The organism is Pseudoalteromonas sp. A757 (assembly GCF_004103285.1).
Classification (GTDB): Bacteria; Pseudomonadota; Gammaproteobacteria; order Enterobacterales; family Alteromonadaceae; genus Pseudoalteromonas; species Pseudoalteromonas galatheae.
Genome location: NZ_QNQN01000056.1, coordinates 1 through 21,786, shown reverse-complemented (window position 1 = coordinate 21,786; position 21,786 = coordinate 1). Strand labels below are relative to the sequence as shown.

Below are 21,786 nucleotides of genomic sequence, written 5' to 3'. Positions count from 1 at the left end.
TTGTTGATAGAGCTGAGTGGTAAAAGCTTGTAAAGGGATTTGGGCTTTTAGTTGAATTGCCGTCTTCTCAGCTTTTGCATATGACAAAAAGTCGCTACCATGGGGCATCAAACCAACCAAGGAATCATCATGAAAATCAAACCTCTGGGCACGCCGTTTTCGGCCACTGCTTGCAAAGTATTACTCTGCGGTGGTGGCGAGTTAGGGAAGGAAGTCGTTATCGAATTTAAGCGCTTAGGTGCTGAAGTAATTGTCTTAGATCGCTACGACAATGCGCCAGCGATGCAAGTGGCAGATCGCAGCTATACCTTGTCTATGTTGGATGGTGAAAAACTCAAAGCGATTATTGAACAAGAACAACCTGATTATATCGTGCCGGAAATCGAAGCCATTGCGACGGATAAGCTGGTGGAATTAGAGGCTGAAGGTTACACAGTGGTGCCAACCGCCAAAGCGACTCAACTGACCATGAACCGTGAAGGGATCCGCCGTCTTGCCGCTGAAACGCTAGGGCTTGCCACTTCACCCTATCAATTCGTTGACACCTTGGCAGACTTTAATGCTGCTGTTGCGCGTATCGGCATGCCGTGTGTGGTTAAGCCTATTATGAGCTCGTCAGGTAAAGGGCAAAGTTTGATTAAAAGTGCCGCGGATATCGAAGCGGCTTGGCACTATGCTCAAGAAGGTGGGCGTGCAGGTCAGGGCAGAGTGATTGTGGAAGGTTTTGTTGATTTTGACTACGAAATTACGCTGCTAACCGTACGCCATATCGATGGCACGAGTTTTTGTGAGCCAATTGGACATGTGCAACAAGACGGTGATTACCAGCAAAGTTGGCAGCCGCAGCAGATGTCTGAGTTGGCACTAGAGCGCAGTAAAGCCATGGCTGAAAAAGTCACGGAAGCACTTGGTGGTCGGGGTCTGTTTGGCGTTGAACTTTTTATTAAGGGTGATGAAGTGTACTTCAGCGAAGTGTCACCAAGGCCGCATGATACCGGCATGGTTACGCTTATCTCGCAAGACTTAAGTGAGTTTGCACTGCATGCACGCGCGATTTTAGGCTTGCCTATCCCCACCATTCACTTCTATGGACCATCGGCATCTAGCGTGATCCTTGTCGAAGGTCAGTCAACACAATTACAGTTCAACAATCTTGCACAAGCGCTTGCAGAGCCACTAACGGATATTCGTTTGTTTGGTAAACCAGAGGTGAGTGGCAAGCGCAGAATGGGTGTGGCGTTAGCACGCTCAGACTCGGCTGAAAGTGCTGTCGAGAAAGCCATGCAAGTGGTTGCAAAAGTAGGAAGTACGTTATGAACTCAAACACCCGCGTGCTTGACCCATTAGTATTGGGGTTTTGGCGGCTTTTAGACTGGCAAATTACGCCGCAAGAAAATTTACGCTTTTTAAAGCAAGCGATTGAGCTTGGAATACGCGATACTGATCATGCTGATATTTACGGTGAGTATCAGTGTGAGGCGGAGTTTGGTAAAGCCTTAGCGCTTGAGCCTAGTATTCGAGAGCACATTCGGATCATCACTAAATGTGGCATTAAGCCTGCATTTCCGAGCTTGGGATTAGCGGGAAAGGCGAACCACTATGATTCGAGTAAGACGCATATCATTGCCCAAGCGCAGCAGTCACTAAAGCATTTCGGCACAGATAGGCTAGATGTGCTGTTGATCCATCGCCCAGATTATCTGATGGATGCTGATGAAGTTGCCGATGCGTTTAATACCCTTAAACAAAACGGTGATGTGCTGCATTTTGGGGTCTCGAACTTTACACCCAGCCAGCTTGCCTTATTGCAATCGAGGCTCGATTTCGCTTTAGTGACCAACCAAATTGAGTTTTCACCTTATGAGATGAAAGCGCTTGACGATGGCACGCTTGATCAGTGCCAACAACTAGGCATGAACCCTATGCTATGGTCGCCGCTGGCGGGTGGCAGAATATTCTCTAGCGAAGACGAAAAAGCCAAACGCCTGCGAGCGGTGCTACAGCAAGTGGGTGAAGAGATTGGTAGCACTGAAATTGATCAAGTGGTATACGCATGGCTTGCCATGCATCCATCAAAACCCGCCACTGTGCTTGGAACGGGAAATATCACCCGAGTTGCCAGCGCGTTTACTTCACAGTCACTTAGCATGAGTCGCGAGCAGTGGTATCGCATTTGGACGGCGTCTACTGGGCATAGCGTACCATAAAGCAGTATGTGTTTGGATTGGAGCCAATTTACGCACAGTCTTACAGATTTAGCCACAAAAAAGGGCCTTTCGGCCCTACGTGTTGCAGCAAGTAAAAAATAAGGTGATGCGGCTGTCACAGGACCGCTCACCTTTGGTCATCACAGATTAAAATCTAATCCATAACTTACGTATGCTTTTATATCGTCGCTACTGTCTAGGTCGGTTTTTACTAATCCAAAGGTAAAGCCTTGCGTAGATAAGCTCATGCCGTAATCCATATAAGCGTCGTCTTCTCCTGTCCACTCAAGCACTGTGTCTCCGCTGGAGCGACCAATATGTAGAGTTAATTCACTGTCTTTAAAAATGGGGAAGCTGGCCGACACTTCGGCATATAGCATGTCTTCTTCTGTGCTTGAGTCGCTTTGTGCTGTGGCTAGGTGGCTGAGTTTAAAAGTAAAGTATTGCCAGCCAAGCGCGGCGTAAATCTCGCCAAAATCAATATCTCCACTGGCATCGGGATAGGCGTAGTGGATATAACCGAAATCAAAACTCATGCCCTTGATTTCGCCAGCGTAACCCGCATACAGATCCATTTCGTAACTGGCTGAGTCGCCAAAGTCGATGTTAGAGACCCAAGTGCCCGCATAAAACCCCGACTCATTGCTATAATCCAAGCCGCCAGACACTGCTGCGCCATCATCAGTCTGGGTGATACCACGCCAGTAATAATTTGAGCTTGCCGCAATATTCGCTGTCACTTCCGCCTGAACAGAGACACAAAAGCACGCAGTCAGGCCGCTGAGCAGCATAAGTAAAGGTTTGTTTTTCATTCTGTTTTCCCCATTGAACGCAGAGTTATTATTCAGTTGTTGTCATTGCATTTTTTGCAAAGAGTAAGTGCAAGGGGGAGGCCAATGTCAGGAAATGGCGGAGAATTTATTTTATGTTATTAAAAATATTGGAATTTAATTTCTGTGTTTCGAAAGTAGGGCAGAGTGATTTGCATAAATGTTGCACATGGCTGGTGCAAAGTACCATAGCTTGCACAGTATTAATGCAAGCTATGGATTGCGCTAGCCGTTATTGAAGTTTAGGTTAGTTATCCAAAGATGGTGCGCATTAGGCTGATGGTTTCATCAACACTGCGGCCTTTTTCTACTTCAGCGACTATAGAGTCACGTTTGGCGCGAATATGCTCTGGAATAGACTCATCCGCAAGGGCTCGGTCGACTAACACTTCTGCAGATTCTTTACCGCGGCGTACGGTCTTTTTGCCACCACTGGTGCCGGTGCGCTTAGGCTTATGCAGTAGCTTAAAGTAATTGGAGTTAGTGGCGGTGTCTTTATCCGCGTAATAAAAAAGGCATGGTAGCAGCGCTTTAATTTCAGCAAGTTGTGTTTCAAATTCATCAACAGGTGCAGCCATCGTATACCATGGCATTGCTTTAATGGTGCTGACGACATCGGTCCAGTAACGCTCAAAATCGCGATTGTTTAGCTTAGCAACACCAAGCGCTTGGCATAAAGCGTCAAGCTTGCTCGAGGTTATTGGTGTGAACACATCTGGGCGACGCATTGCTAATAGGCGAGTGGCTGGTGCAAGCGTTGGCTTTTCCTCGCTGCCAGAAAAGGCACTTAAATACCCCACCATAAATGACTGGTAATGTTCGAGCGTTACGTCACCTTCTGCCGGGATTGCGGCTAGCGCTTCATCAAAAGCACCCGGAAGGTCGTCTAATAACTGGTGAAAGCCTTTTGCACTTTTGGTGGAGGCAAACCACTCCACGTCAAACTGATACACGCTGGTATCTAAATTTGCAGCATGCTTACCGCTAAAGGCGAGACGATCTTCTTTGATCATGTCTTTAAGTGGAGTGCTGCGCATTGGTTTAAGGTATTCAATCAGTTTTAATTGCTCATCTAGTGCAATCACTTCTTTGTGACTGGTAATAAATGCAGTCACCATAGGCCAAGGCGCAATGCGCAACGTCTTGAGTTGTAAATAGCTAATCGCTGCGATGAGCAGATCTTGTAGCTTTTTCACTGTGGGTAATTGATGGTCATCCAGTAAATCAAAATTGATACGATTTTTCGCCACATCAAGCAGTTCATAACACCAACCAAGAAAATCTTCAGGGTGATTTTCCACCTTAACCGCCATCAGATTAAGGCTGATCTCCGTGGCCTGTTTGAGGATATTTTGATAAATCTGACTTTCTTGTTCGCCCAAGGCCATGTTTGACGGTGATATGAGCAGTTTCTTCATGCGGGTTAGATACTCCAAGTTTGATTAATAAACCAACCAGTAAAATATAGCTAATGACGCTAAAAACTGGCAAGGGCGAGGATCATACCGATTAGTCAAAAGGTTGCAATCGCTCGGTACAAATTATTTGCCTTTATTCATGGTATATTCGATTACAGCCGTTATCATAAAGAGAACCAAGCCTTACGAAGGAAAAGCAATGAACCGGCTAGTTAAAATCGTAGGCGCCATTGTCGCGCTTATTATTATTCTTGTTATCGCAGCCCCTTTTTTAATCCCTAAGCAGGCAATTATTGACCAAGTCACGTCACAGGTTGAGTCAGTGACAGGTAGAAAACTGTCGATTGATGGCGACTCTGACATCGGTATTTTCCCAACGCTGCACATTGAGCTAAACCAAGTGCGATTTGCCAACATGGCAACGGGCAGTCGCCCAGATATGTTCGCCATGGAGCAACTTGCTGTGCATATTCCGTGGTTAAGTGCGTTGTCTGGTGAAGCTAAGCTTGAGCGCTTTGTGATCAATAATCCTAAAATTATCCTAGAAACTGACAAACAAGGTAATGCTAATTGGCAGTTGCTACCCACCAGTGCAGAAAACACGCCAACGGCGCAAACCAGCTCAAAAGGTAATATGCAGTTACCGGAGGGCTTAGATGTTAGCCTTGGCGAAGTGGCGATTTATGGTGGCTCGGTGACTTATCTTGATGGTGTGACAGGCGCTGAATATCAGGTAACTGATTTAGACATTAGCGTGATGCTATCGTCACTGTACCAACCATTAGAAGTCGACGGTAAGCTGACTTTTCAAGGTCAAACTTTTAACCTAGTTACTACACTCGATAACCCCGCAAAGGCGATCGAAGGTGAAACCTTTAATGTTGAACAACAAGTAAAATCAGCGCTGTTCAACCTTGACTATAAAGGTGAAATTGCAGAGCAAGGTAAAACCATTCGCGGTCAATTAGCCTTGACTGGCGACTCGGTAAAAGCGCTAGCTAAGTGGCAGGGTGTTGACCTAAAAGCCAAAGAAAATGCGTTCAACGACTTTGGCCTAAACGCTAAAATGACGATGCAAGGGCAAGTCTTTACTCTCAATGCCTTAGAGGCAACCTTGGACGAATTGGTAATAAAAGGTCAAAGTAAAGTCACCCTCTCAGGTAAGCCTGATATTACCGCGAGCGTTGACCTTGGCATGTTAGATCTTAACCCTTATTTGCCAGAGCCTGTGGAAAAGCCACAAACGCAACCTGAGCCAGAAGACGCACCAGCACAGCCTATCGTGTGGGATGACACTGCAATTGATTTGTCAGCACTTAATAGCCTCAATGCGAATGTGAAGATCACCTCAACAGGGCTACGTGCGAGAGAAATTAAGCTTGGCGAAAACCAAATCAGCTTAGTACTTAACTCAGGTAAGGCGACACTGAGCCTAGATAAGTTCCAAGCCTATGAAGGCCAGGGTAAAGGTAAGGTCGTTGTAAATGCAGCAGCAAAACCTTATGCCATCAGTACTGACTTTGCATTAACGGCAATTAACGCTGAGCCACTACTGACCGATGCCATTGGTTTTGACAAAGTATTGGGTAAAGGTAGTCTTAATTGGGCGTTAAACACACAAGGTGTCAGTCAAAAGCAATTTGTGAATGCTCTTGATGGTAAATTAGGTTTTGAGTTCAAAGATGGTGGCGTAAAAGGCGCAAACCTTGCTGAGATGATCCGTAAGGGCAAAGAGATGCTCAAAGGCGATTTCTCTTCGGTATCGCAAGGACTCAATGCTAATTTCGACCCGGATCAAAAAACCGACTTCTCAGCCATGACTGGCACCTTTGTCTTTACCAAAGGCGTAGGTCAAAACGATGACTTCTCGTTGGCAAGCCCGTTACTACGAGTGACAGGCAAGGGCACCGTTAATTTACCACAAACTTTAGTTGATTACCGTGTGGTGACTGGAATTGTTGATACCATTGAAGGGCAAGCCAGTAGCGATGACAGTACCGGTTTTAAAATTCCGGTGCGTATCAAAGGCCCATTCCACAAAGTTGAAACTAGCCTAGACCTAAAAGAAGCGGCAAAAGACAAAGCCAAAGACAAGGTTAAGGATAAGGTAAAAGACAAACTTAAAGGTTTGTTTGGTGGATAGATCTTTATGACGCTTCAATAAACAGCTCATCTGCTTGTTTTAAATCAATTTCAGCTTAACAAGGGCTTGCCGATGGTAGCCCTTGTTCTATATTCATCGCGAGTTAATTATCTATATGCAGTTATAGTGAGCTTATGCCTATAAGCTGTAATCTACAGCAATAGTATTACTGCTATTCATGTGCTTAAATGGATGCGGATAGCTCTACAAACAAAGGAAGGATAAAATAATGAGTACACCTACTTATTTGCTCGAATACACGGTGACCCCAAAAGCTGAGGGCAACTGGATATATGATGATAAGCCAGTTAAACTTAAATTAGCTCAGGGTGAAAGCGCTGTTCTAACCTATAAGCTCGTTACCGATGAAGCTGGCTGGAGCTTTGCTGAAAACGGTACTTACTTTATCGAGGCGCAAGATAACTTCAATTATAACCTTACAAGCACATTAAAAGATGAGTTAACAGTTGAGGTGAAGATTGAGGCATTGAATGTTGCGAATACGCTAAGTGAAAATGATCTCAAAGGGCTTTCAGCTAACCCCGGCGCGAGGGTTGTTACACTAGTGAGGAATAACAGCTCAAATATTGAGTTCAGACTTGTTGCTCAAAATAATTCTGCAAATGGTGCCGTGCGCTATTTTTCTCAAGATCCAAGGGTGATAATTGACAACCCAGATATTCCAGCCTAATTCGTAATTTGCACTTGGCACAGATAGGTAAAATGTTCTATGCCAATTCTTAATTCAAGTGATGGCGAGTGGCATAATGTCCTGAACCATGACAGGCGATAAAAAGTCGGGCTCCAGCCTAAATCAATGCTTTTTTTCAGTGAAGCCATCGCGGAATACTTTTCTTCTATCAGTGTTTGAATTAACGATTTTACGTAAAAAGCTTCAGCTTAATCGAGATACTCAGCCAAATATTCATCAATTGCTATTAATGCCTCTTGGTTCCGACCTAGGTGTGCCAAAGTTTGAATGCGTACGACTTCAACTTGGCTTGCTGGAGCACTGGCTAAAATTTGCTGATACACTTCACTGGCTTTCACCTTCTCACCCATTTGTGAGTAAATGTCTGCGTAGTTAAGTAAGATTTCTACATTGCTGGGCGCCAACTGAGAGGCTCGTTCAGCAAACTCTAGTGCCCGTTCTAAATCACCTAAGAGCATCAATACAATGGCATAATTATTAGAGTTAGCCGTACTTGTATATGAGCGCTTAACTAGAGCTTAGTAGAGTTTGTTTGCTTCATATTGAGCGAGGCTGCATTGCGGATGACTTTATAGTACTTCTCATCGAGTTGAGCCTGCTGATTATGGTTTCGGTTTTGGTGAATCACTGTAGTCGCTTCGCTTGCTGTAACCTATTGTAATGGTATTGGTGCAGCTGATGTGCTTATATTAAGTGCGAATAGCTCTGCAAACAAACGAAGGATATTAAAGATGACACAACAGTCGCTCAGTTATATAGTTACTCCTGGTTTTTTACCACCTGTAGAACACTCTGAAGAGGCGGCGAAAACTGCCCCTTGGAAAATCACTAACCTTCAACACGAGGATGTAGAAGAAGTTGTTATAGACATTTCTGAGTTATCAGGAAAGTCGGTTAACTTATATTATGAACTTGACTCTGGAAGCTTTGATAGCGGTTGGCAATTCGGTGATAACGGTACGCTATTTGTTAATGCACAAGACAACTTTAACTATCAAGTGAGCAGCATTGTTGCTAACGATGGTCGTAGTATGATTGTAAGTATCAGTAGCATTGAATCGTCTAAAACGATTCTAGAGGGTGCTGCTCAGGAAATGGCGGGTCACCTAGACTCTGGGTTTGCAATCCCTTTGCAGTCTAACAATAACTTTAAGGTTGCTTATCGACTCATAGCAAAGCATAAGAATGATTCACAAATGCGCTATTTCTCTCAAGATCCAACGATTGTTATCGAAGATACAGAGCCAAACTAAAGCTCTAATTCAGAGCGCGACAGCGCTCTGAATAGTTGTGCTTCTCCAGCAGATTCTGAAACTCAACTATTCCGCACAACGGATCAAACCACTTCAAATTAAAAAACTGTACTGCCCAGCCTGAATCCAAGCTAGCTTCTATTTGTATAATTGCTGAACTCTCATCCCCTATTAAGGTCATGATAAGGGCGCTTACAAAAGGCAGCTCATATAACTCTGGAGCTTCTGATTTTACGAGTTGAATCAATTTTAGCGCCTCAATACTATAACCGAGATGCGCTAGAGCCTGGGCTTTTATTAACTTATCAATTGGTTTATTTGGGGTGTCTAAAAGTTCTATCACCTTCATGTAGGTGAGATCTGCATTTTTGTTAGCTAGAGCTAAGGCATCAGCATAGTTGAGTACAATATCAGCTCTTTGCTCATTTATCTTATATGCCTTAGTTGCGTAATCTAGGGATAAGTCTTGTTCCTTTATTAAACTCAAGGCCGTGCTTAAGTTTGTTAAATAGTTTGCGTTATTACTATCAGATTTTACTAGCGTCTCGTAGAGTTTAATTGACCTATTAAGATTACCTGTGATTAGTGAAATATCCGCGGTAATTTTGATGAGCTGATGATCTTTTTGAGTTATTGATAATGCTTTATCTGCGAAATGAAGCGCTTCAGAGAAGCTCCCAGATATTGCATGTATTTTCACTAGATTCCTTAGCACAACCAAGGTAGGTTTGAGCTGATATGCTTTATTAAATGCTGCTTTCGCTTGGTCATAGCGGCCTAATTTTTGATATATGCTACCTTTTAGGTTTAGCAATTCGTATGAGTTACTGTTGTCACCTTTGTAACCGCTCAGCAGTTTCTCAATATCGTCTTTCTTGTTTAGCAACAGAAGTAGCGAGGTCCTATTTGCTAGGTAGTCCAAAGTCTCTTTATATTCTCGAGGGCTTGAATCCAATACTTCTTGTAAATCGTTTATGATCTTCATCTCTAAAGTTCGATTATATAGCCTGAGGCTACCTTTGGTATAAGTCGTGTAGAGGGAAAAGTGCTTAGGGTATGTCCTAATGAATTCCCTAAGTTGATTAATTAAATTGATATTGACAGTGTTTTCTTGGTGTAATTGTTCTATCAGGGTTGAATATGCATTATTAAAATTGTCGTCCATCAATTGCTCTGAAGTATCAGTGATATCCAGTGCTTTGGATAATGCTTGAGAGATGGAAATAAAAGTTGCAGAAATTTGCGTATTTATCACAGTGATCCGCTCTGAAAACTCAACTACTTTCCCTGATTTACCTATCAATTCTAGCTGGATGGTACAGCTGTAGTTATTACATTCACCTGTCGGAATGAATAACTTATCTATTTGTAAAGAATGAGAAATATCTGAAGGCTTCGCGGTTGGACCTAAAGATGCAAGCGTTTGTTCTACTTCTTTCTTTGAAACTGGCTCATAGTCTTTACTTGTAATGAGAAACTGATAGATGGCGTCTTCAACTGTTTGCTTTACTATCTGCTTGTGTGAATTTGGTATATCACCTTGTCCAATAAATTCTATCGGTAGCGCTGCAATATAGATCTTTGGCTTGGTTTCCTGCCAGTACCAGTATCCACCAACGGCTAAGCAAACTAAAAAGGTGAAAAGTGCTGTAATACCTAGTTGCTTTTTACGTGATTTGGCTTTCTCTTTGGCTCGATCTCGTAGCTCTATTTGTTCAAGTGACAGTGTCGCTTCGCTGTTATCGTAGCTAAAGGTTTGTAAAATTTGCTTTAGCTGCTGACTGACTTCATTCGCGCTGCTTGGACGAGCGCTTTTGTCATATTGCAATAGGCGATCAATGAGCTGTGCCAGTGCAGGGGGAATATCTAAAATACGTTTAGCACTGGCTTTTAACGGCTGGAACTTGATCTGTTCAGCAATAGATTTGTCACTGCCATCGTCAGCTTGTTCGAAATAAGGATGATGTCCAGCTAACAGTTGATAGGCTATTAGTCCAAATGAGAATAAGTCACTGCGACTGTCTAGCGTTTCATCACGAAGCTGCTCTGGTGACATTGCTGTGAGACTACCGTAACTGGTATGTGGACGAGAGGCTTGGTTGTCTTCTAATTGTGAAATACCAAAGTCGGCAATTTTGGCTACGCTCTGTTCATTAACCAGTATATTGCCAGGTTTTAAGTCTAAATGAAGAATGTTCTGGCCATGAGCTGAGGCCAGCCCATCGGCTATATGACTTAGCAGCTCGACTTTTTGCTCGGTAGTTAATACGTGTGTTTTTGTGTAGTGCTGTAAAGTTGCACCTTGCACATATTCCATTTCCAAAGCCATTTGCCCAGCGCTTTCAAATACATCATAAATTTGTACTATGTTTGGATGGTTAAAACGCGCTAACAGGCGGGCTTCGTTGAGTGCATCTGATTGCGTGTGCTGAGTTAGTGATATCACCTTTACCGCTACTCGGCGGCCTAATTTTTTGTCGGTAGCAAGGTACACTTTGCTCATTCCGCCTTCGGCGAGCAAGATCACGTCCTGATAGTATTCTTCTAACTTCAACACAGCGCTGTCTTTCTCTTTTATTATTGGGATTAGTGTATCGCTAAAAATACTAAATTAGTACCATTTGCGTTGGCCTTAGTCGCAAATAACAAGTTGAAAATTTAACACTTTGTCATACTCACAGCCTCATATAGGTTATAAGGATAAATAACAATAAGGACAAACAAATGGCAAAGTTATCTTCTAACTTAGTTTCTCACTTCAGTTTGGCTGCCATGATGGCAAGCGCTCTGCTCGTAAATACTTCTAGTATAGCGGCTGATAGCAACCAAACCTTTAATTATCCTAATAATGCTCGTAACGCAATAAGCCTTACGTTTGATGATGCAAGGCCAAGTCAAGTTGAGGTGGGAGTGCCGTTACTTAATCGCCATAAGGTGAAAGGCACATTTTATGTTATGCCATCACAGGTGGAGGAAAAGCTCGGATTGTGGCAAGCCGCGGTGAAGCAGGGGCATGAAATAGGTAATCACACCAGTGAACACTTATGTACGGGTAACTTTGCCTGGCTAAGGGAAAAGGACAAAGGGCTGGAACAAGTTGATTTGGCCTACATGGAACGCGATGTAGTAAGCACCACAAAATATATTGAAAAGCATTTGGGCGTAACCCCCAGAAGCTTTGCATACCCTTGTGGTAATACCTTTGTTGGTCGCGGCGCTGAAGTAAAAAGTTATGTACCGGTGATTGCGAAGCACTTTGACAGTGGCCGTACGTGGTTAGATGAAACCGCTAACCACCCAACTTATACTGACTTTGCGCAACTCACCGGAATCAGGATGGACGGCGTTAGCTTTGAAGAACTAAAAGGGCTGCTGGAGCATCTTAGGGCAAATAACAGTTGGATCATCCTTGCTGGACATGAAGTGGGTGAAAAAGGCATGTACACCGTCGATACCAAAATGTTAGACCAGCTTATTCCTTATTTACAGGACCCTAAAAATGGTTATTGGCTAGACACCGTAAGCAATGTGGGTGATTACATCAAAAGCAAAAGAGAGCCGTAGGTCGAGATTTATCTCGACTATTTTCTTTAAATATCGTTTTTGATTAAATTTTGAGTTTCTCAGATATAAAATTCGAGATGTTTTTACTCAAAGCATCTGAGTAAATAATAATCGAAACAAAATTTCCGCTGTTAAATTTGTTCAATATATGCGCAAGTGGTTGAATTGTCGATTACTTGCCGCCATATCCCCAAACTGTAATTGGTACGTCATGTTAACGCGTTAAATTAATTAAAAATTGAACTATCTTTGATGCGACATTGCTGGTACAATTGCCCGCCCTTGAAAGACATAATCACAGTTTTTTGAGTGGAATTTAACCTAAATGCCTTGATTTTGAACGAAATCTAGGCGAGTTGTAACTACACCGGAGGTCATTAAGATGATCCAAATGCAAACTCAGCTGGACGTTGCTGATAACAGCGGCGCTCGCAAAGTGCAGTGTATAAAAGTCCTTGGTGGTTCGCACCGTCGCTACGCAGCGGTTGGCGACATCATTAAAGTTTCTGTTAAAGAAGCGATTCCTCGCGGCAAAGTGAAGAAAGGTGATGTTAAAAACGCAGTAGTAGTGCGTACTAAAAAAGGCGTACGTCGTCCAGACGGCTCTTTAATCCGTTTCGATAGCAATGCGGCTGTTATCTTAAATGATAACTTACAGCCTATTGGTACTCGTATCTTCGGCCCTGTGACTCGTGAACTTCGTACTGAAAAGTTCATGAAGATCGTTTCACTAGCACCAGAAGTACTATAAGGAGTCGATCATGGCAGCAAAAATCCGTCGTGATGACGAAGTAATCGTACTAGCCGGTAAAGACAAAGGTAAGCGCGGTAAAGTGCTTTCAGTTGTTACTGAAACTGGCCGAGTATTTGTTGAAGGCGTTAACATCATCAAGAAACACCAGAAGCCTGTACCACAACTACAGCAAGCTGGCGGTGTTGTTGAGAAAGAAGCGTCAGTCGACGTATCAAACGTAGCGATTTTCAATGCCGAAACTGGCAAAGCGGATCGTGTAGGTTTTAGATTTGAAGACGGTAAAAAAGTCCGTTTCTTCAAGTCTACCGGTAAAACTATTTAATAGTTGGAGTAGACGATGGCGAAACTGCATGAAGTGTACAAAGACAAAGTGGTAAAAGAGCTTCAAGAGAAGTTCGGTTACAGCTCTGTCATGCAAGTCCCTCAGATCGAAAAGATCACACTTAACATGGGTGTGGGCGAAGCCCTAGCTGACAAGAAAATTCTAGAAAACGCAGTAGCAGACCTAGAATCAATCTCTGGTCAGAAGCCTCTAGTGACTAAAGCACGCAAATCAGTTGCTGGCTTTAAGATCCGTGAAGGTTACCCAATTGGCTGTAAAGTAACCCTACGCGGCGAGCGTATGTGGGATTTCCTAGAGCGTTTAGTCTCTATCGCGATGCCACGTATTCGTGACTTCCGCGGTGTTAGCGCAAAGTCTTTTGACGGTCGCGGTAACTACTCTATGGGCGTACGTGAACAAATCATCTTCCCAGAAATTGATTATGATAAAGTAGACCGCGTTCGCGGTATGGATATCACAATCACTACTTCTGCGAAAACAGATGACGAAGGCCGTGCGTTGTTAGAAGCGTTCAACTTCCCATTCAAAAAGTAAGGGTAGGGTTATGGCAAAGAATTCAATGAAAGCACGTGACGTAAAACGTGCTAAATTAGTTGCTCAGTATGCTGAAAAGCGTGCTGCGTTAAAAGCTATCATCAGCGATGTTAATGCATCTGATGATGAGCGTTGGGATGCAGTGTTAAAGCTACAGTCTTTACCACGCGATTCTAGCCCTTCACGTCAACGTAATCGTTGTAACATCACGGGCCGCCCTCATGGTTATCTTCGCAAGTTCGGCTTAAGCCGTATCAAAGTTCGCGAAGCAGCGATGCGCGGTGAAATTCCTGGCCTTAAAAAGGCTAGCTGGTAATAGAATCACGGGAGTAAGACATGAGCTTGCAAGATCCAATTGCGGATTTGTTCACACGTATCCGTAACGGTCAGTCTGCGAAGAAGGTATCTGTTTCAATGCCAACTTCAAAGCTGAAAGTAGCTGTAGCTAAGGTACTTAAAGACGAAGGTTATATCACTGACTTCGCAGTATCTGGTGACGTAAAAGCAGAATTGACTATCGAACTTAAGTACTTCGAAGGCAAAGCTGTAATCGAAAACATCCAGCGTGTTAGCCGCCCTGGTCTACGTATCTATAAGAGACGTGACGAATTACCTAAGGTAATGGGTGGTCTAGGTATCGCTATCGTATCAACTTCTAAAGGCCTGATGACAGACCGCGCTGCGCGTACCGCTGGCGTTGGTGGTGAAATCATTGGCTTTGTAGCTTAATCGGAGGGGAACTATGTCTCGTATAGCGAAGGCTCCAATCAATGTTCCTGCCGGTGTTGAAGTTACAATTAACGGCCAGGACATCAAAGTTAAAGGCAAGAACGGTGAATTAACTCGCACAATCAACGATGCGGTTGAAGTTTCACTAAACGACAACGTTATCACTACAGCTCCTCGTGAAGTTGCTAATGCTTGGGCTCAAGCTGGTACTGCACGCGCGCTAATCAACAACATGATTGTTGGTGTTAACGATGGTTATGAGAAGAAACTACAGCTAGTAGGTGTTGGTTACCGTGCGGCAGTTAAGGGTAATACATTAGATTTAACCCTTGGCTTTTCTCACCCAGTGAACTTCGAGATCCCAACAGGTATCACTATCGAAGCTCCAAGCCAGACTGAAATTGTTGTTAAAGGCGCAGACAAGCAGTTAGTTGGTCAAACAGCTGCTAACATCCGCTCATACCGTGAACCAGAGCCTTATAAAGGTAAAGGTGTACGTTATGCTGATGAGCACGTGCGTCGTAAAGAGGCTAAGAAGAAGTAAGGTAAGACGATGGATAAGAAAACAGCTCGTCTACGTCGTGCTAAGCGCACTCGTAGAAATATTATCGAACAAGGCACAACACGTCTTGTTATCCACCGCACGCCACGTCACATTTACGCTCAAGTAATCAATGCTGAGGGTAATGTACTGGCTGCTGCTTCTACTGTTGAAAAAGCAATTGTTGAAACAGTTAAAGGCACAGGCAACATCGAAGCGGCTCAAGCAGTTGGTAAAGCAATCGCTGAGCGCGTAGCTGACAAAGGCGTTGAAAAAATCGCTTTTGATCGCAGTGGCTTTAAATATCACGGCCGTGTGAAGGCGCTAGCTGATGCTGCGCGCGAAGCCGGTCTGCAATTCTAGGAGTAGACAATGGCTAACGTAGAAGCAAAAGCACAACAGCCTGAATTGGCTGAAAAGCTAATCGCGGTAAACCGTGTGTCTAAAGTGGTTAAAGGTGGTCGTATCTTTAGCTTCACTGCACTAACAGTAGTTGGTGATGGCGCTGGTAAAGTAGGTTTTGGTTATGGTAAAGCACGTGAAGTTCCTGCTGCTATTCAAAAAGCAATGGAAAAAGCACGTCGCAACATGATCACTGTTGAACTAAAAGGTAACACGCTACAGCACCCAATCAAGGGTCGCCACGCGGGTTCTAAAGTATACATGCAGCCAGCATCTGAAGGTACAGGTATCATCGCAGGTGGTGCGATGCGTGCAGTACTAGAAGTAACTGGTGTACAGAACGTACTATCTAAAGCATACGGTTCAACTAACCCGATCAACATCGTTCGCGCAACTATCGCAGCGCTAGAGAATATGAATTCTCCAGAAGGTATTGCTGCGAAGCGTGGTCTTAGCGTTGACGAAATCTTGGGGTAAGACACCATGGCAAACACAGTAAAAGTAACTCAAGTACGTAGCTCAATCGGTCGTTTACCGAAGCATAAAGCTACATTACGTGGCCTTGGTTTACGTCGTATCAATCACACTGTTGAGCTAGAAGATACGCCAGCAGTTCGCGGTATGATCAACCAAGTTTCTTACATGGTTAAGGTTGAGGGGTAATTCGATGAACTTGAATACACTTTCACCTGCTGCAGGTTCAAAAACAGCTGGTAAGCGTGTTGGCCGTGGTATCGGTTCTGGTCTTGGTAAGACTGGTGGCCGTGGTCACAAAGGTCAAAAATCACGCTCTGGCGGTAAAGTACGCGTTGGTTTCGAAGGCGGTCAAATGCCTATGCAACGTCGTCTACCTAAGTTTGGTTTCACTTCACGCAAGTCTCTTGTGTCTAAAGAAGTGAATCTATTCGAAATCGTTAAAGTTGAAGGCGATGTGGTAGATCTAAACGCGTTACAGGCAGCTGGTATCGTTAAAAAGAACATCCAGTTCGTAAAAGTTGTAAAATCTGGCGAAGTTTCACGCGCTGTTACTGTTAAAGGCATGAAAGTGTCTAAAGGTGCACGCGAAGCTATCGAAGCTGCCGGAGGCAAGGTAGAAGACTAAGGAAGTACGCTATGGCTAAACCAGGTCAAGATATGCAAAGTGCACAAAGTGGGCTTGCGGAACTGAAGCGCCGATTACTATTCGTATTGGGTGCTATCATTATTTACCGTCTGGGCTCTTTTGTGCCAATCCCTGGGATTGACGCCGCTGTACTTGCCGAATTCTTCGAGCAACAAAAGGGCACCATTGTTGAGATGTTCAACATGTTCAGCGGTGGTGCGCTTGAGCGTGCATCGGTATTGGCGCTAGGTATTATGCCGTACATCTCGGCTTCGATTATTATGCAGCTATTAACGCACATACATCCTGCGATGATAGAGCTTAAGAAAGAAGGTGAGCAAGGGCGTAAGAAAATCAGCCAGTATACGCGTTATGGTACGCTTGTGCTTGCTACATTCCAATCGATAGGTATCGCTACTGGTCTACCTAATATGATGGAAGGCCTAGTTGTGAATCCAGGCTTCGGCTTCTATTTCACAGCTGTAGTGAGCTTAGTCACGGGAACGATGTTCCTTATGTGGTTGGGCGAACAAATCACTGAGCGTGGTATCGGTAACGGTATCTCAGTTCTAATATTTGTTGGTATTGTAGCTAACCTGCCGTCTGCAATTGGTTCGACAGCAGAAATGGCGCGCCAAGGTGATCTGCATATTTTAGCATTGTTATTGATTGCGGTAATCGTATTCGCTGTAACTTACCTAGTTGTGTTCTTCGAACGTGGTCAACGTCGTATCGTTGTAAACTATGCGAAGCGTCAACAAGGTCGTCAGGTATTTGCTGCTCAAAGCACGCACTTACCACTAAAAGTTAACATGGCGGGTGTTATTCCACCAATCTTTGCTAGCAGTATCATTTTGTTCCCTGGTACAATAGCAAGCTGGTTTGGCCAAGGTGAAGGTCCGGTCGCTGATGTGCTACAAGCTATCTCAGCAGTATTGACTCCAGGTCAACCACTGTATGCGATGGTATTAGCTGCGGCTATTATCTTCTTCTGCTTCTTCTATACTGCGTTGGTATTTAACCCGCGTGAGACAGCAGATAACCTGAAAAAATCTGGCGCTTTTATTCCAGGCATTCGTCCAGGTGAGCAGACATCTAAATACATTGATAAAGTGATGACACGCCTGACATTGGCAGGTGCTTTGTATATAACCTTTATCTGTCTGGTGCCCGAGTTTATGACTATGGCATGGCAAACGCCATTCTACTTCGGCGGTACATCGATTCTGATTATCGTTGTTGTCATCATGGACTTTATGGCACAAGTACAGACTCATATGATGTCACATCAATATGATTCTGTGCTGAAAAAAGCGAACCTTAAAGGCTACGGCCGTTAAGGTCAGTTTACGGAGTTGAGTAATGAAAGTACGTGCTTCCGTTAAGAAAATTTGCCGTAACTGCAAAGTAATCAAGCGTGCAGGTGTTGTACGTGTGATCTGCAGTGAGCCAAAGCACAAGCAAAGGCAAGGCTAAGCAAATTAAGTCGTGCAGGCTGAGTAACTTTACTTAGCCTGTTTCTTTGGTAAAACTTGAATGTCGGTTGGGTATCCTATACGGGCTTTCCAGCAAGATGATAATCAAGTTTATTTATAGGAGATATGTTAGTGGCCCGTATCGCAGGCATTAACGTTCCTGATCATAAGCATGCTGTTATCGGTTTAACAAGCATCTATGGTGTAGGTAAAACTCGCGCTAAGGCGATCTTAGCTGCGACAGGTATCGCTGAAACTACTAAAATCGGCGAGCTAAATGACGAAACACTTGACATCCTTCGTGAAGAAGTTGGCAAGTACACTGTTGAAGGTGATCTTCGTCGTGAAGTTACACTAAACATCAAGCGTCTTATGGACCTTGGTTGTTTCCGTGGCTTACGTCACCGTCGTTCGCTACCACTACGTGGTCAGCGTACTAAGACTAACGCGCGTACTCGTAAGGGTCCTCGCAAGCCTATCAAGAAATAAGGTGGGGTAAGTTATGGCAAAAGCACCAATTCGTCGTAAAAAGGTCAAAAAGCAGGTTGTTGACGGCATGGCTCACGTTCATGCATCTTTCAACAACACGATTGTGACCATCACTGACCGTCAAGGCAATGCTCTTTCTTGGGCGACTGCAGGTGGTTCAGGTTTCCGTGGTTCTCGTAAGTCTACTCCATTCGCTGCACAGGTTGCTGCGGAGCGTGCAGGTGTTGCTGCACAAGAGTACGGTCTTAAGAACCTAGAAGTATTCATCAAAGGTCCAGGTCCAGGCCGTGAGTCTGCTGTTCGTGCATTGAATGCTGCTGGTTACCGTATCACTAACATCACTGACGTGACGCCAATTCCACACAATGGTTGTCGTCCACCGAAGAAACGTCGCGTATAACAATAGGTTAGGAGAAAGAACATGGCAAGATATTTGGGCCCTAAGCTCAAGCTGAGTCGTCGTGAAGGTACTGACCTGTTCCTTAAAAGCGGCGTAAGAGCAATTGACTCTAAGTGTAAACTAGAAACAGCACCTGGTCAGCACGGCGCACGTAAAGGTCGTCTATCTGATTACGGTTTACAGCTACGTGAAAAGCAAAAAGTTCGTCGTATCTACGGTGTACTAGAGAAGCAATTCCGTAACTACTACAAAGAAGCTGCTCGCCTTAAAGGTAACACAGGTGAAAACTTGTTACAGCTTCTAGAGCAACGTCTAGACAATGTTGTATATCGCATGGGTTTTGCAAGCACACGTGCTGAAGCGCGTCAGCTAGTAAGCCACAAAGCGATTATGGTTAATGGTCGTGTTGTTAATATCCCTTCTTTCGTAGTTACTCCTGAAGATGTAGTAGTAATTCGCGAGAAGTCTAAAAAGCAAGCGCGTATCATCGCTGCTCTAGAGTTGGCTGAGCAACGTGAAAAGCCAACTTGGATTGAAGTTGACGGTAAGAAAATGGAAGGCACTTTCAAGCGTCTACCAGAGCGTTCTGATCTGTCTGCGGACATTAACGAACAACTAATCGTCGAACTTTACTCGAAGTAAAGTTAAGAGTTAAGAGAGGATAAAATGCAGGGTTCTGTAACCGAATTCCTAAAACCAAGATTAGTCGATATCGACGCTGTAAGCTCAACGCGTTCTAAAGTAGTTTTAGAGCCTCTAGAGCGTGGTTTCGGCCACACACTAGGTAACGCTCTACGTCGTATACTTCTTTCATCTATGCCTGGTTGTGCTGTGACAGAAGTTGAAATTGACGGCGTATTGCACGAGTACAGCGCGAAAGAAGGCGTACAAGAAGACATCATTGAAATTCTGTTAAACCTTAAAGGTCTAGCGGTATCTCTAGAAGGTAAAGATGAAGTTTTCCTTACCCTGACTAAGTCTGGTGTAGGCCCTGTGACTGCGGCTGATATCCAGCACGACGGAGATGTGACTATCGCCAACCCTGAGCATGTTATTTGTCACTTAACTGCTGACAATAGCGAAATCAGCATGCGCATCCGTGTTGAGCGTGGTCGCGGTTATGTACCGGCGTCTAGTCGTTTATCCTCTGATGACGATGAGCGCCCAATCGGCCGTTTGTTGCTAGATGCATCATTCAGCCCGGTTGAGCGTATTGCGTACTCGGTTGAGTCAGCTCGTGTTGAGCAGCGTACAGACTTAGATAAACTAATCATCGATATGGAAACGAACGGCACTTTAGATCCTGAAGAAGCGATCCGCCGTGCGTCAACAATCCTTGCTGAGCAATTAGATGCATTCGTAGACCTACGTGATGTTTCTGAGCCAGAAGAGAAAGAAGAGAAGCCGGAGTTCGATCCGATTCTACTTCGTCCAGTTGATGACTTAGAACTAACTGTACGTTCTGCAAACTGTCTGAAAGCCGAGCAAATTCAATATATCGGTGACTTAGTACAGCGTACTGAAGTTGAGCTTCTGAAAACACCAAACCTTGGTAAGAAGTCTCTAACTGAAATTAAAGACGTGCTAGCTTCACGTGGTCTTTCTCTGGGCATGCGCCTGGAAAACTGGCCACCTGCAAGTCTGGCTGAGTAATCTAAGTTACTATATTAGTTTAGTTAGAAGGATAGGGTCATGCGCCATCGTAAGAGTGGTCGTCAATTAAACCGTAACAGCAGCCATCGCAAAGCGATGTTTAGCAACATGGCTGGTTCTTTGGTGAAGCACGAAATCATCAAAACTACTTTGCCTAAAGCAAAAGAGCTGCGCCGTGTAATTGAACCTTTAATCACACTGGCTAAGACTGACAGCGTAGCAAACCGTCGTTTAGCGTTTGCTCGCACGCGTGATAAAGAAGTAGTTGGTAAATTGTTCACTGAGATTGGTCCACGTTTCGCGGATCGTCCAGGTGGTTACACTCGTATTCTTAAGTGTGGCTTCCGTACAGGTGATAATGCACCAATGGCTTACATTGAACTACTAGATCGCCCAGCGGCTGAAGAAGTTCAAGAAGACGCACAGTCTGCAGAGTAATTAGTCTTATTAAAGACACAAAAAAAGCCGAGCACAGCTCGGCTTTTTCTTTTTCATAACCCGCACAGTACAATCTCTCTTAGGTTTAAACTACAGATTCTCTTCGTAAAGATGCGGATGAACAGAAGTAAGTAGACCCACACCTTAATACTCAAACTCTACAAAATTAACCTCCCACCAAGCACTATCTAAGTTCAAGCTTTGATTGGGTATATTTAATACCAATTGAATTAATTATCTAATCAATTTGAAGGGTGAAATAGCATATTAGCTTCGTTAAAAATTTCTCATTTAGAACAACTAAATAGCAAAATTTTTGCCTTGCTACTAAAGCTATTTCCCCGCTTCAAGATAGATCATTTACTTAATACAACTGGTATAAATGTGCAGATTTGCCAAAACTTAGTGAATAAACTGCTCTGGTTACTAGAAGACCTTAGTTATCTCTTATGGTGAGTGTCGATGAGCTAATCACGTAAACATCTAAGCAGAATAAGTGCCACAATACTGTGGCTATAAATAGGGGGGCTATAGTGTCAGGTAGTGCGTTAACTATATAGAGCTGCCATAAAATGACATCATGAAGGTCGATTTAATCATCATTTCGTGCGGTTTATGGACGTTTCGCTTTATTTTTGCTCGAACAAACGTTTTTTCTCAATTTTCTTTAAAAAAAGGGTTGCACTAAAATCGGATCGCCCTATAATGCGACCCCACTGACGCGGGGCGCTACGCTGAAAAGCAAAGCAGCAGCGAGTTAGCGTCAAGTAAAACTTAAGTTCGAAACTTCTGATAAAGA

The 21,786-nt window shown here is 44.0% G+C and carries 26 protein-coding genes and 1 pseudogene; 23 read left to right on the top strand and 4 right to left on the bottom strand.

What is annotated here, in order from left to right:
* The first annotated feature begins 129 nt into the window (after positions 1–129).
* Both purT and DRB05_RS03430 read left to right on the top strand, forming a co-directional pair.
* Positions 130–1,317, top strand: a complete 1,188-nt coding sequence (gene purT, locus DRB05_RS03435; protein WP_128725685.1) for a formate-dependent phosphoribosylglycinamide formyltransferase — start codon at positions 130–132, stop codon at positions 1,315–1,317.
* Positions 1,314–2,207, top strand: a complete 894-nt coding sequence (locus tag DRB05_RS03430) for an aldo/keto reductase (protein ID WP_128725684.1) — start codon at positions 1,314–1,316, stop codon at positions 2,205–2,207. The genes purT and DRB05_RS03430 overlap by 4 nt, the downstream gene beginning before the upstream one ends.
* A gap of 140 nt (positions 2,208–2,347) precedes the next feature.
* Here DRB05_RS03430 and DRB05_RS03425 read toward each other — a convergent pair whose 3' ends face one another.
* Both DRB05_RS03425 and DRB05_RS03420 read right to left on the bottom strand, forming a co-directional pair.
* On the bottom strand, positions 2,348–3,019 hold the full coding sequence (locus DRB05_RS03425; RefSeq protein ID WP_128725683.1) for a TorF family putative porin: 672 nt from the start codon (positions 3,017–3,019) through the stop codon (positions 2,348–2,350).
* 269 nt (positions 3,020–3,288) lie between these two features.
* Entirely contained in the window at positions 3,289–4,455 is a 1,167-nt protein-coding gene (locus tag DRB05_RS03420) for a hypothetical protein (protein ID WP_162847780.1), read from the bottom strand.
* A gap of 199 nt (positions 4,456–4,654) precedes the next feature.
* On the opposite strand from DRB05_RS03420, the gene DRB05_RS03415 reads away from it, so the two are divergent.
* Both DRB05_RS03415 and DRB05_RS03410 read left to right on the top strand, forming a co-directional pair.
* Complete coding sequence (locus DRB05_RS03415; RefSeq protein WP_128725682.1) at positions 4,655–6,598, top strand: AsmA family protein; 1,944 nt, start codon at positions 4,655–4,657, stop codon at positions 6,596–6,598.
* 229 nt (positions 6,599–6,827) lie between these two features.
* Complete coding sequence (locus tag DRB05_RS03410) at positions 6,828–7,289, top strand: hypothetical protein (protein ID WP_128725681.1); 462 nt, start codon at positions 6,828–6,830, stop codon at positions 7,287–7,289.
* Between the two features lie 209 nt (positions 7,290–7,498).
* Here the strand turns inward: DRB05_RS03410 and DRB05_RS22885 are convergent.
* Positions 7,499–7,789: pseudogene (locus tag DRB05_RS22885) on the bottom strand (tetratricopeptide repeat protein); the annotation flags it as partial.
* Positions 7,790–8,041: 252 nt separating this feature from the next.
* Here DRB05_RS22885 and DRB05_RS03400 point away from each other — a divergent pair.
* Positions 8,042–8,563, top strand: coding sequence for a hypothetical protein (locus tag DRB05_RS03400; RefSeq protein ID WP_128725680.1), 522 nt, complete (start codon positions 8,042–8,044; stop codon positions 8,561–8,563).
* A gap of 4 nt (positions 8,564–8,567) precedes the next feature.
* Here the strand turns inward: DRB05_RS03400 and DRB05_RS03395 are convergent, their stop codons facing one another.
* Positions 8,568–11,120, bottom strand: coding sequence for a serine/threonine-protein kinase (locus tag DRB05_RS03395; protein ID WP_128725679.1), 2,553 nt, complete (start codon positions 11,118–11,120; stop codon positions 8,568–8,570).
* A gap of 167 nt (positions 11,121–11,287) precedes the next feature.
* Here DRB05_RS03395 and DRB05_RS03390 point away from each other — a divergent pair, with 167 nt between their 5' ends.
* The 18 genes from DRB05_RS03390 to rplQ all read left to right on the top strand — a co-directional run bounded on the left by DRB05_RS03390 (position 11,288) and on the right by rplQ (position 20,987).
* Positions 11,288–12,127: a polysaccharide deacetylase family protein gene (locus DRB05_RS03390; protein WP_128725678.1), complete on the top strand. Its 840-nt coding sequence runs from the start codon at positions 11,288–11,290 to the stop codon at positions 12,125–12,127.
* 382 nt (positions 12,128–12,509) lie between these two features.
* Complete coding sequence (rplN, locus tag DRB05_RS03385; protein ID WP_010378257.1) at positions 12,510–12,878, top strand: 50S ribosomal protein L14; 369 nt, start codon at positions 12,510–12,512, stop codon at positions 12,876–12,878.
* A gap of 10 nt (positions 12,879–12,888) precedes the next feature.
* Positions 12,889–13,203, top strand: coding sequence for a 50S ribosomal protein L24 (rplX, locus tag DRB05_RS03380; protein WP_010378260.1), 315 nt, complete (start codon positions 12,889–12,891; stop codon positions 13,201–13,203).
* 15 nt (positions 13,204–13,218) lie between these two features.
* Complete coding sequence (gene rplE, locus DRB05_RS03375; protein ID WP_010378262.1) at positions 13,219–13,758, top strand: 50S ribosomal protein L5; 540 nt, start codon at positions 13,219–13,221, stop codon at positions 13,756–13,758.
* Positions 13,759–13,768: 10 nt separating this feature from the next.
* Complete coding sequence (gene rpsN, locus DRB05_RS03370) at positions 13,769–14,074, top strand: 30S ribosomal protein S14 (RefSeq protein ID WP_095728862.1); 306 nt, start codon at positions 13,769–13,771, stop codon at positions 14,072–14,074.
* A gap of 20 nt (positions 14,075–14,094) precedes the next feature.
* A complete protein-coding gene (gene rpsH, locus DRB05_RS03365) occupies positions 14,095–14,487 on the top strand; it encodes a 30S ribosomal protein S8 (protein WP_010378266.1) in 393 nt (130 codons plus the stop codon).
* Positions 14,488–14,500: 13 nt separating this feature from the next.
* Positions 14,501–15,031 (top strand): 50S ribosomal protein L6, encoded by a 531-nt coding sequence (rplF, locus tag DRB05_RS03360; protein ID WP_102057674.1) that lies wholly within the window; start codon positions 14,501–14,503, stop codon positions 15,029–15,031.
* A gap of 9 nt (positions 15,032–15,040) precedes the next feature.
* Positions 15,041–15,391 (top strand): 50S ribosomal protein L18, encoded by a 351-nt coding sequence (gene rplR, locus DRB05_RS03355; protein ID WP_010378271.1) that lies wholly within the window; start codon positions 15,041–15,043, stop codon positions 15,389–15,391.
* Positions 15,392–15,400: 9 nt separating this feature from the next.
* Positions 15,401–15,907 (top strand): 30S ribosomal protein S5, encoded by a 507-nt coding sequence (gene rpsE, locus DRB05_RS03350; protein ID WP_010606806.1) that lies wholly within the window; start codon positions 15,401–15,403, stop codon positions 15,905–15,907.
* Between the two features lie 6 nt (positions 15,908–15,913).
* Positions 15,914–16,093 carry a 50S ribosomal protein L30 gene (rpmD, locus tag DRB05_RS03345; RefSeq protein ID WP_010378276.1) on the top strand — a complete coding sequence of 60 codons (180 nt, stop codon included), beginning with the start codon at positions 15,914–15,916 and terminating at the stop codon, positions 16,091–16,093.
* 4 nt (positions 16,094–16,097) lie between these two features.
* Positions 16,098–16,532: a 50S ribosomal protein L15 gene (gene rplO / locus DRB05_RS03340; protein WP_128725677.1), complete on the top strand. Its 435-nt coding sequence runs from the start codon at positions 16,098–16,100 to the stop codon at positions 16,530–16,532.
* Between the two features lie 11 nt (positions 16,533–16,543).
* A complete protein-coding gene (gene secY / locus DRB05_RS03335) occupies positions 16,544–17,872 on the top strand; it encodes a preprotein translocase subunit SecY (RefSeq protein WP_010606805.1) in 1,329 nt (442 codons plus the stop codon).
* 22 nt (positions 17,873–17,894) lie between these two features.
* Positions 17,895–18,008, top strand: coding sequence for a 50S ribosomal protein L36 (gene rpmJ / locus DRB05_RS03330; protein WP_002959476.1), 114 nt, complete (start codon positions 17,895–17,897; stop codon positions 18,006–18,008).
* A gap of 131 nt (positions 18,009–18,139) precedes the next feature.
* Complete coding sequence (rpsM, locus tag DRB05_RS03325) at positions 18,140–18,496, top strand: 30S ribosomal protein S13 (RefSeq protein ID WP_010378282.1); 357 nt, start codon at positions 18,140–18,142, stop codon at positions 18,494–18,496.
* A gap of 13 nt (positions 18,497–18,509) precedes the next feature.
* Positions 18,510–18,896 carry a 30S ribosomal protein S11 gene (rpsK, locus tag DRB05_RS03320; RefSeq protein WP_010378285.1) on the top strand — a complete coding sequence of 129 codons (387 nt, stop codon included), beginning with the start codon at positions 18,510–18,512 and terminating at the stop codon, positions 18,894–18,896.
* Positions 18,897–18,917: 21 nt separating this feature from the next.
* Positions 18,918–19,538, top strand: a complete 621-nt coding sequence (rpsD, locus tag DRB05_RS03315; protein ID WP_017218390.1) for a 30S ribosomal protein S4 — start codon at positions 18,918–18,920, stop codon at positions 19,536–19,538.
* A gap of 24 nt (positions 19,539–19,562) precedes the next feature.
* On the top strand, positions 19,563–20,549 hold the full coding sequence (gene rpoA / locus DRB05_RS03310) for a DNA-directed RNA polymerase subunit alpha (RefSeq protein ID WP_010378288.1): 987 nt from the start codon (positions 19,563–19,565) through the stop codon (positions 20,547–20,549).
* Positions 20,550–20,588: 39 nt separating this feature from the next.
* The gene (gene rplQ / locus DRB05_RS03305; protein WP_128725676.1) at positions 20,589–20,987 is read left to right on the top strand and encodes a 50S ribosomal protein L17; all 399 of its coding nucleotides are present in this window, start codon (positions 20,589–20,591) and stop codon (positions 20,985–20,987) included.
* Positions 20,988–21,786: the final 799 nt, after the last annotated feature.

What these genes read in the sequence shown, in the direction of transcription:
- rpsN (WP_095728862.1), top strand. Translation starts at nt 13,769, where the DNA reads ATGGCAAAGAATTCAATGAAAGCACGTGACGTAAAACGTGCTAAATTA.
- DRB05_RS03400 (WP_128725680.1), top strand. Translation starts at nt 8,042, where the DNA reads ATGACACAACAGTCGCTCAGTTATATAGTTACTCCTGGTTTTTTACCA.
- DRB05_RS03430 (WP_128725684.1), top strand. Translation starts at nt 1,314, where the DNA reads ATGAACTCAAACACCCGCGTGCTTGACCCATTAGTATTGGGGTTTTGG.
- DRB05_RS03425 (WP_128725683.1), bottom strand. Translation starts at nt 3,019, where the DNA reads ATGAAAAACAAACCTTTACTTATGCTGCTCAGCGGCCTGACTGCGTGC.
- rpsH (WP_010378266.1), top strand. Translation starts at nt 14,095, where the DNA reads ATGAGCTTGCAAGATCCAATTGCGGATTTGTTCACACGTATCCGTAAC.
- purT (WP_128725685.1), top strand. Translation starts at nt 130, where the DNA reads ATGAAAATCAAACCTCTGGGCACGCCGTTTTCGGCCACTGCTTGCAAA.
- rplE (WP_010378262.1), top strand. Translation starts at nt 13,219, where the DNA reads ATGGCGAAACTGCATGAAGTGTACAAAGACAAAGTGGTAAAAGAGCTT.
- DRB05_RS03390 (WP_128725678.1), top strand. Translation starts at nt 11,288, where the DNA reads ATGGCAAAGTTATCTTCTAACTTAGTTTCTCACTTCAGTTTGGCTGCC.
- rplR (WP_010378271.1), top strand. Translation starts at nt 15,041, where the DNA reads ATGGATAAGAAAACAGCTCGTCTACGTCGTGCTAAGCGCACTCGTAGA.
- rpoA (WP_010378288.1), top strand. Translation starts at nt 19,563, where the DNA reads ATGCAGGGTTCTGTAACCGAATTCCTAAAACCAAGATTAGTCGATATC.
- rplO (WP_128725677.1), top strand. Translation starts at nt 16,098, where the DNA reads ATGAACTTGAATACACTTTCACCTGCTGCAGGTTCAAAAACAGCTGGT.
- DRB05_RS03420 (WP_162847780.1), bottom strand. Translation starts at nt 4,455, where the DNA reads ATGAAGAAACTGCTCATATCACCGTCAAACATGGCCTTGGGCGAACAA.
- rpsE (WP_010606806.1), top strand. Translation starts at nt 15,401, where the DNA reads ATGGCTAACGTAGAAGCAAAAGCACAACAGCCTGAATTGGCTGAAAAG.
- rplX (WP_010378260.1), top strand. Translation starts at nt 12,889, where the DNA reads ATGGCAGCAAAAATCCGTCGTGATGACGAAGTAATCGTACTAGCCGGT.
- DRB05_RS03410 (WP_128725681.1), top strand. Translation starts at nt 6,828, where the DNA reads ATGAGTACACCTACTTATTTGCTCGAATACACGGTGACCCCAAAAGCT.
- rplQ (WP_128725676.1), top strand. Translation starts at nt 20,589, where the DNA reads ATGCGCCATCGTAAGAGTGGTCGTCAATTAAACCGTAACAGCAGCCAT.
- rpsK (WP_010378285.1), top strand. Translation starts at nt 18,510, where the DNA reads ATGGCAAAAGCACCAATTCGTCGTAAAAAGGTCAAAAAGCAGGTTGTT.
- rplF (WP_102057674.1), top strand. Translation starts at nt 14,501, where the DNA reads ATGTCTCGTATAGCGAAGGCTCCAATCAATGTTCCTGCCGGTGTTGAA.
- rpmD (WP_010378276.1), top strand. Translation starts at nt 15,914, where the DNA reads ATGGCAAACACAGTAAAAGTAACTCAAGTACGTAGCTCAATCGGTCGT.
- rpsD (WP_017218390.1), top strand. Translation starts at nt 18,918, where the DNA reads ATGGCAAGATATTTGGGCCCTAAGCTCAAGCTGAGTCGTCGTGAAGGT.
- rplN (WP_010378257.1), top strand. Translation starts at nt 12,510, where the DNA reads ATGATCCAAATGCAAACTCAGCTGGACGTTGCTGATAACAGCGGCGCT.
- secY (WP_010606805.1), top strand. Translation starts at nt 16,544, where the DNA reads ATGGCTAAACCAGGTCAAGATATGCAAAGTGCACAAAGTGGGCTTGCG.
- rpmJ (WP_002959476.1), top strand. Translation starts at nt 17,895, where the DNA reads ATGAAAGTACGTGCTTCCGTTAAGAAAATTTGCCGTAACTGCAAAGTA.
- DRB05_RS03415 (WP_128725682.1), top strand. Translation starts at nt 4,655, where the DNA reads ATGAACCGGCTAGTTAAAATCGTAGGCGCCATTGTCGCGCTTATTATT.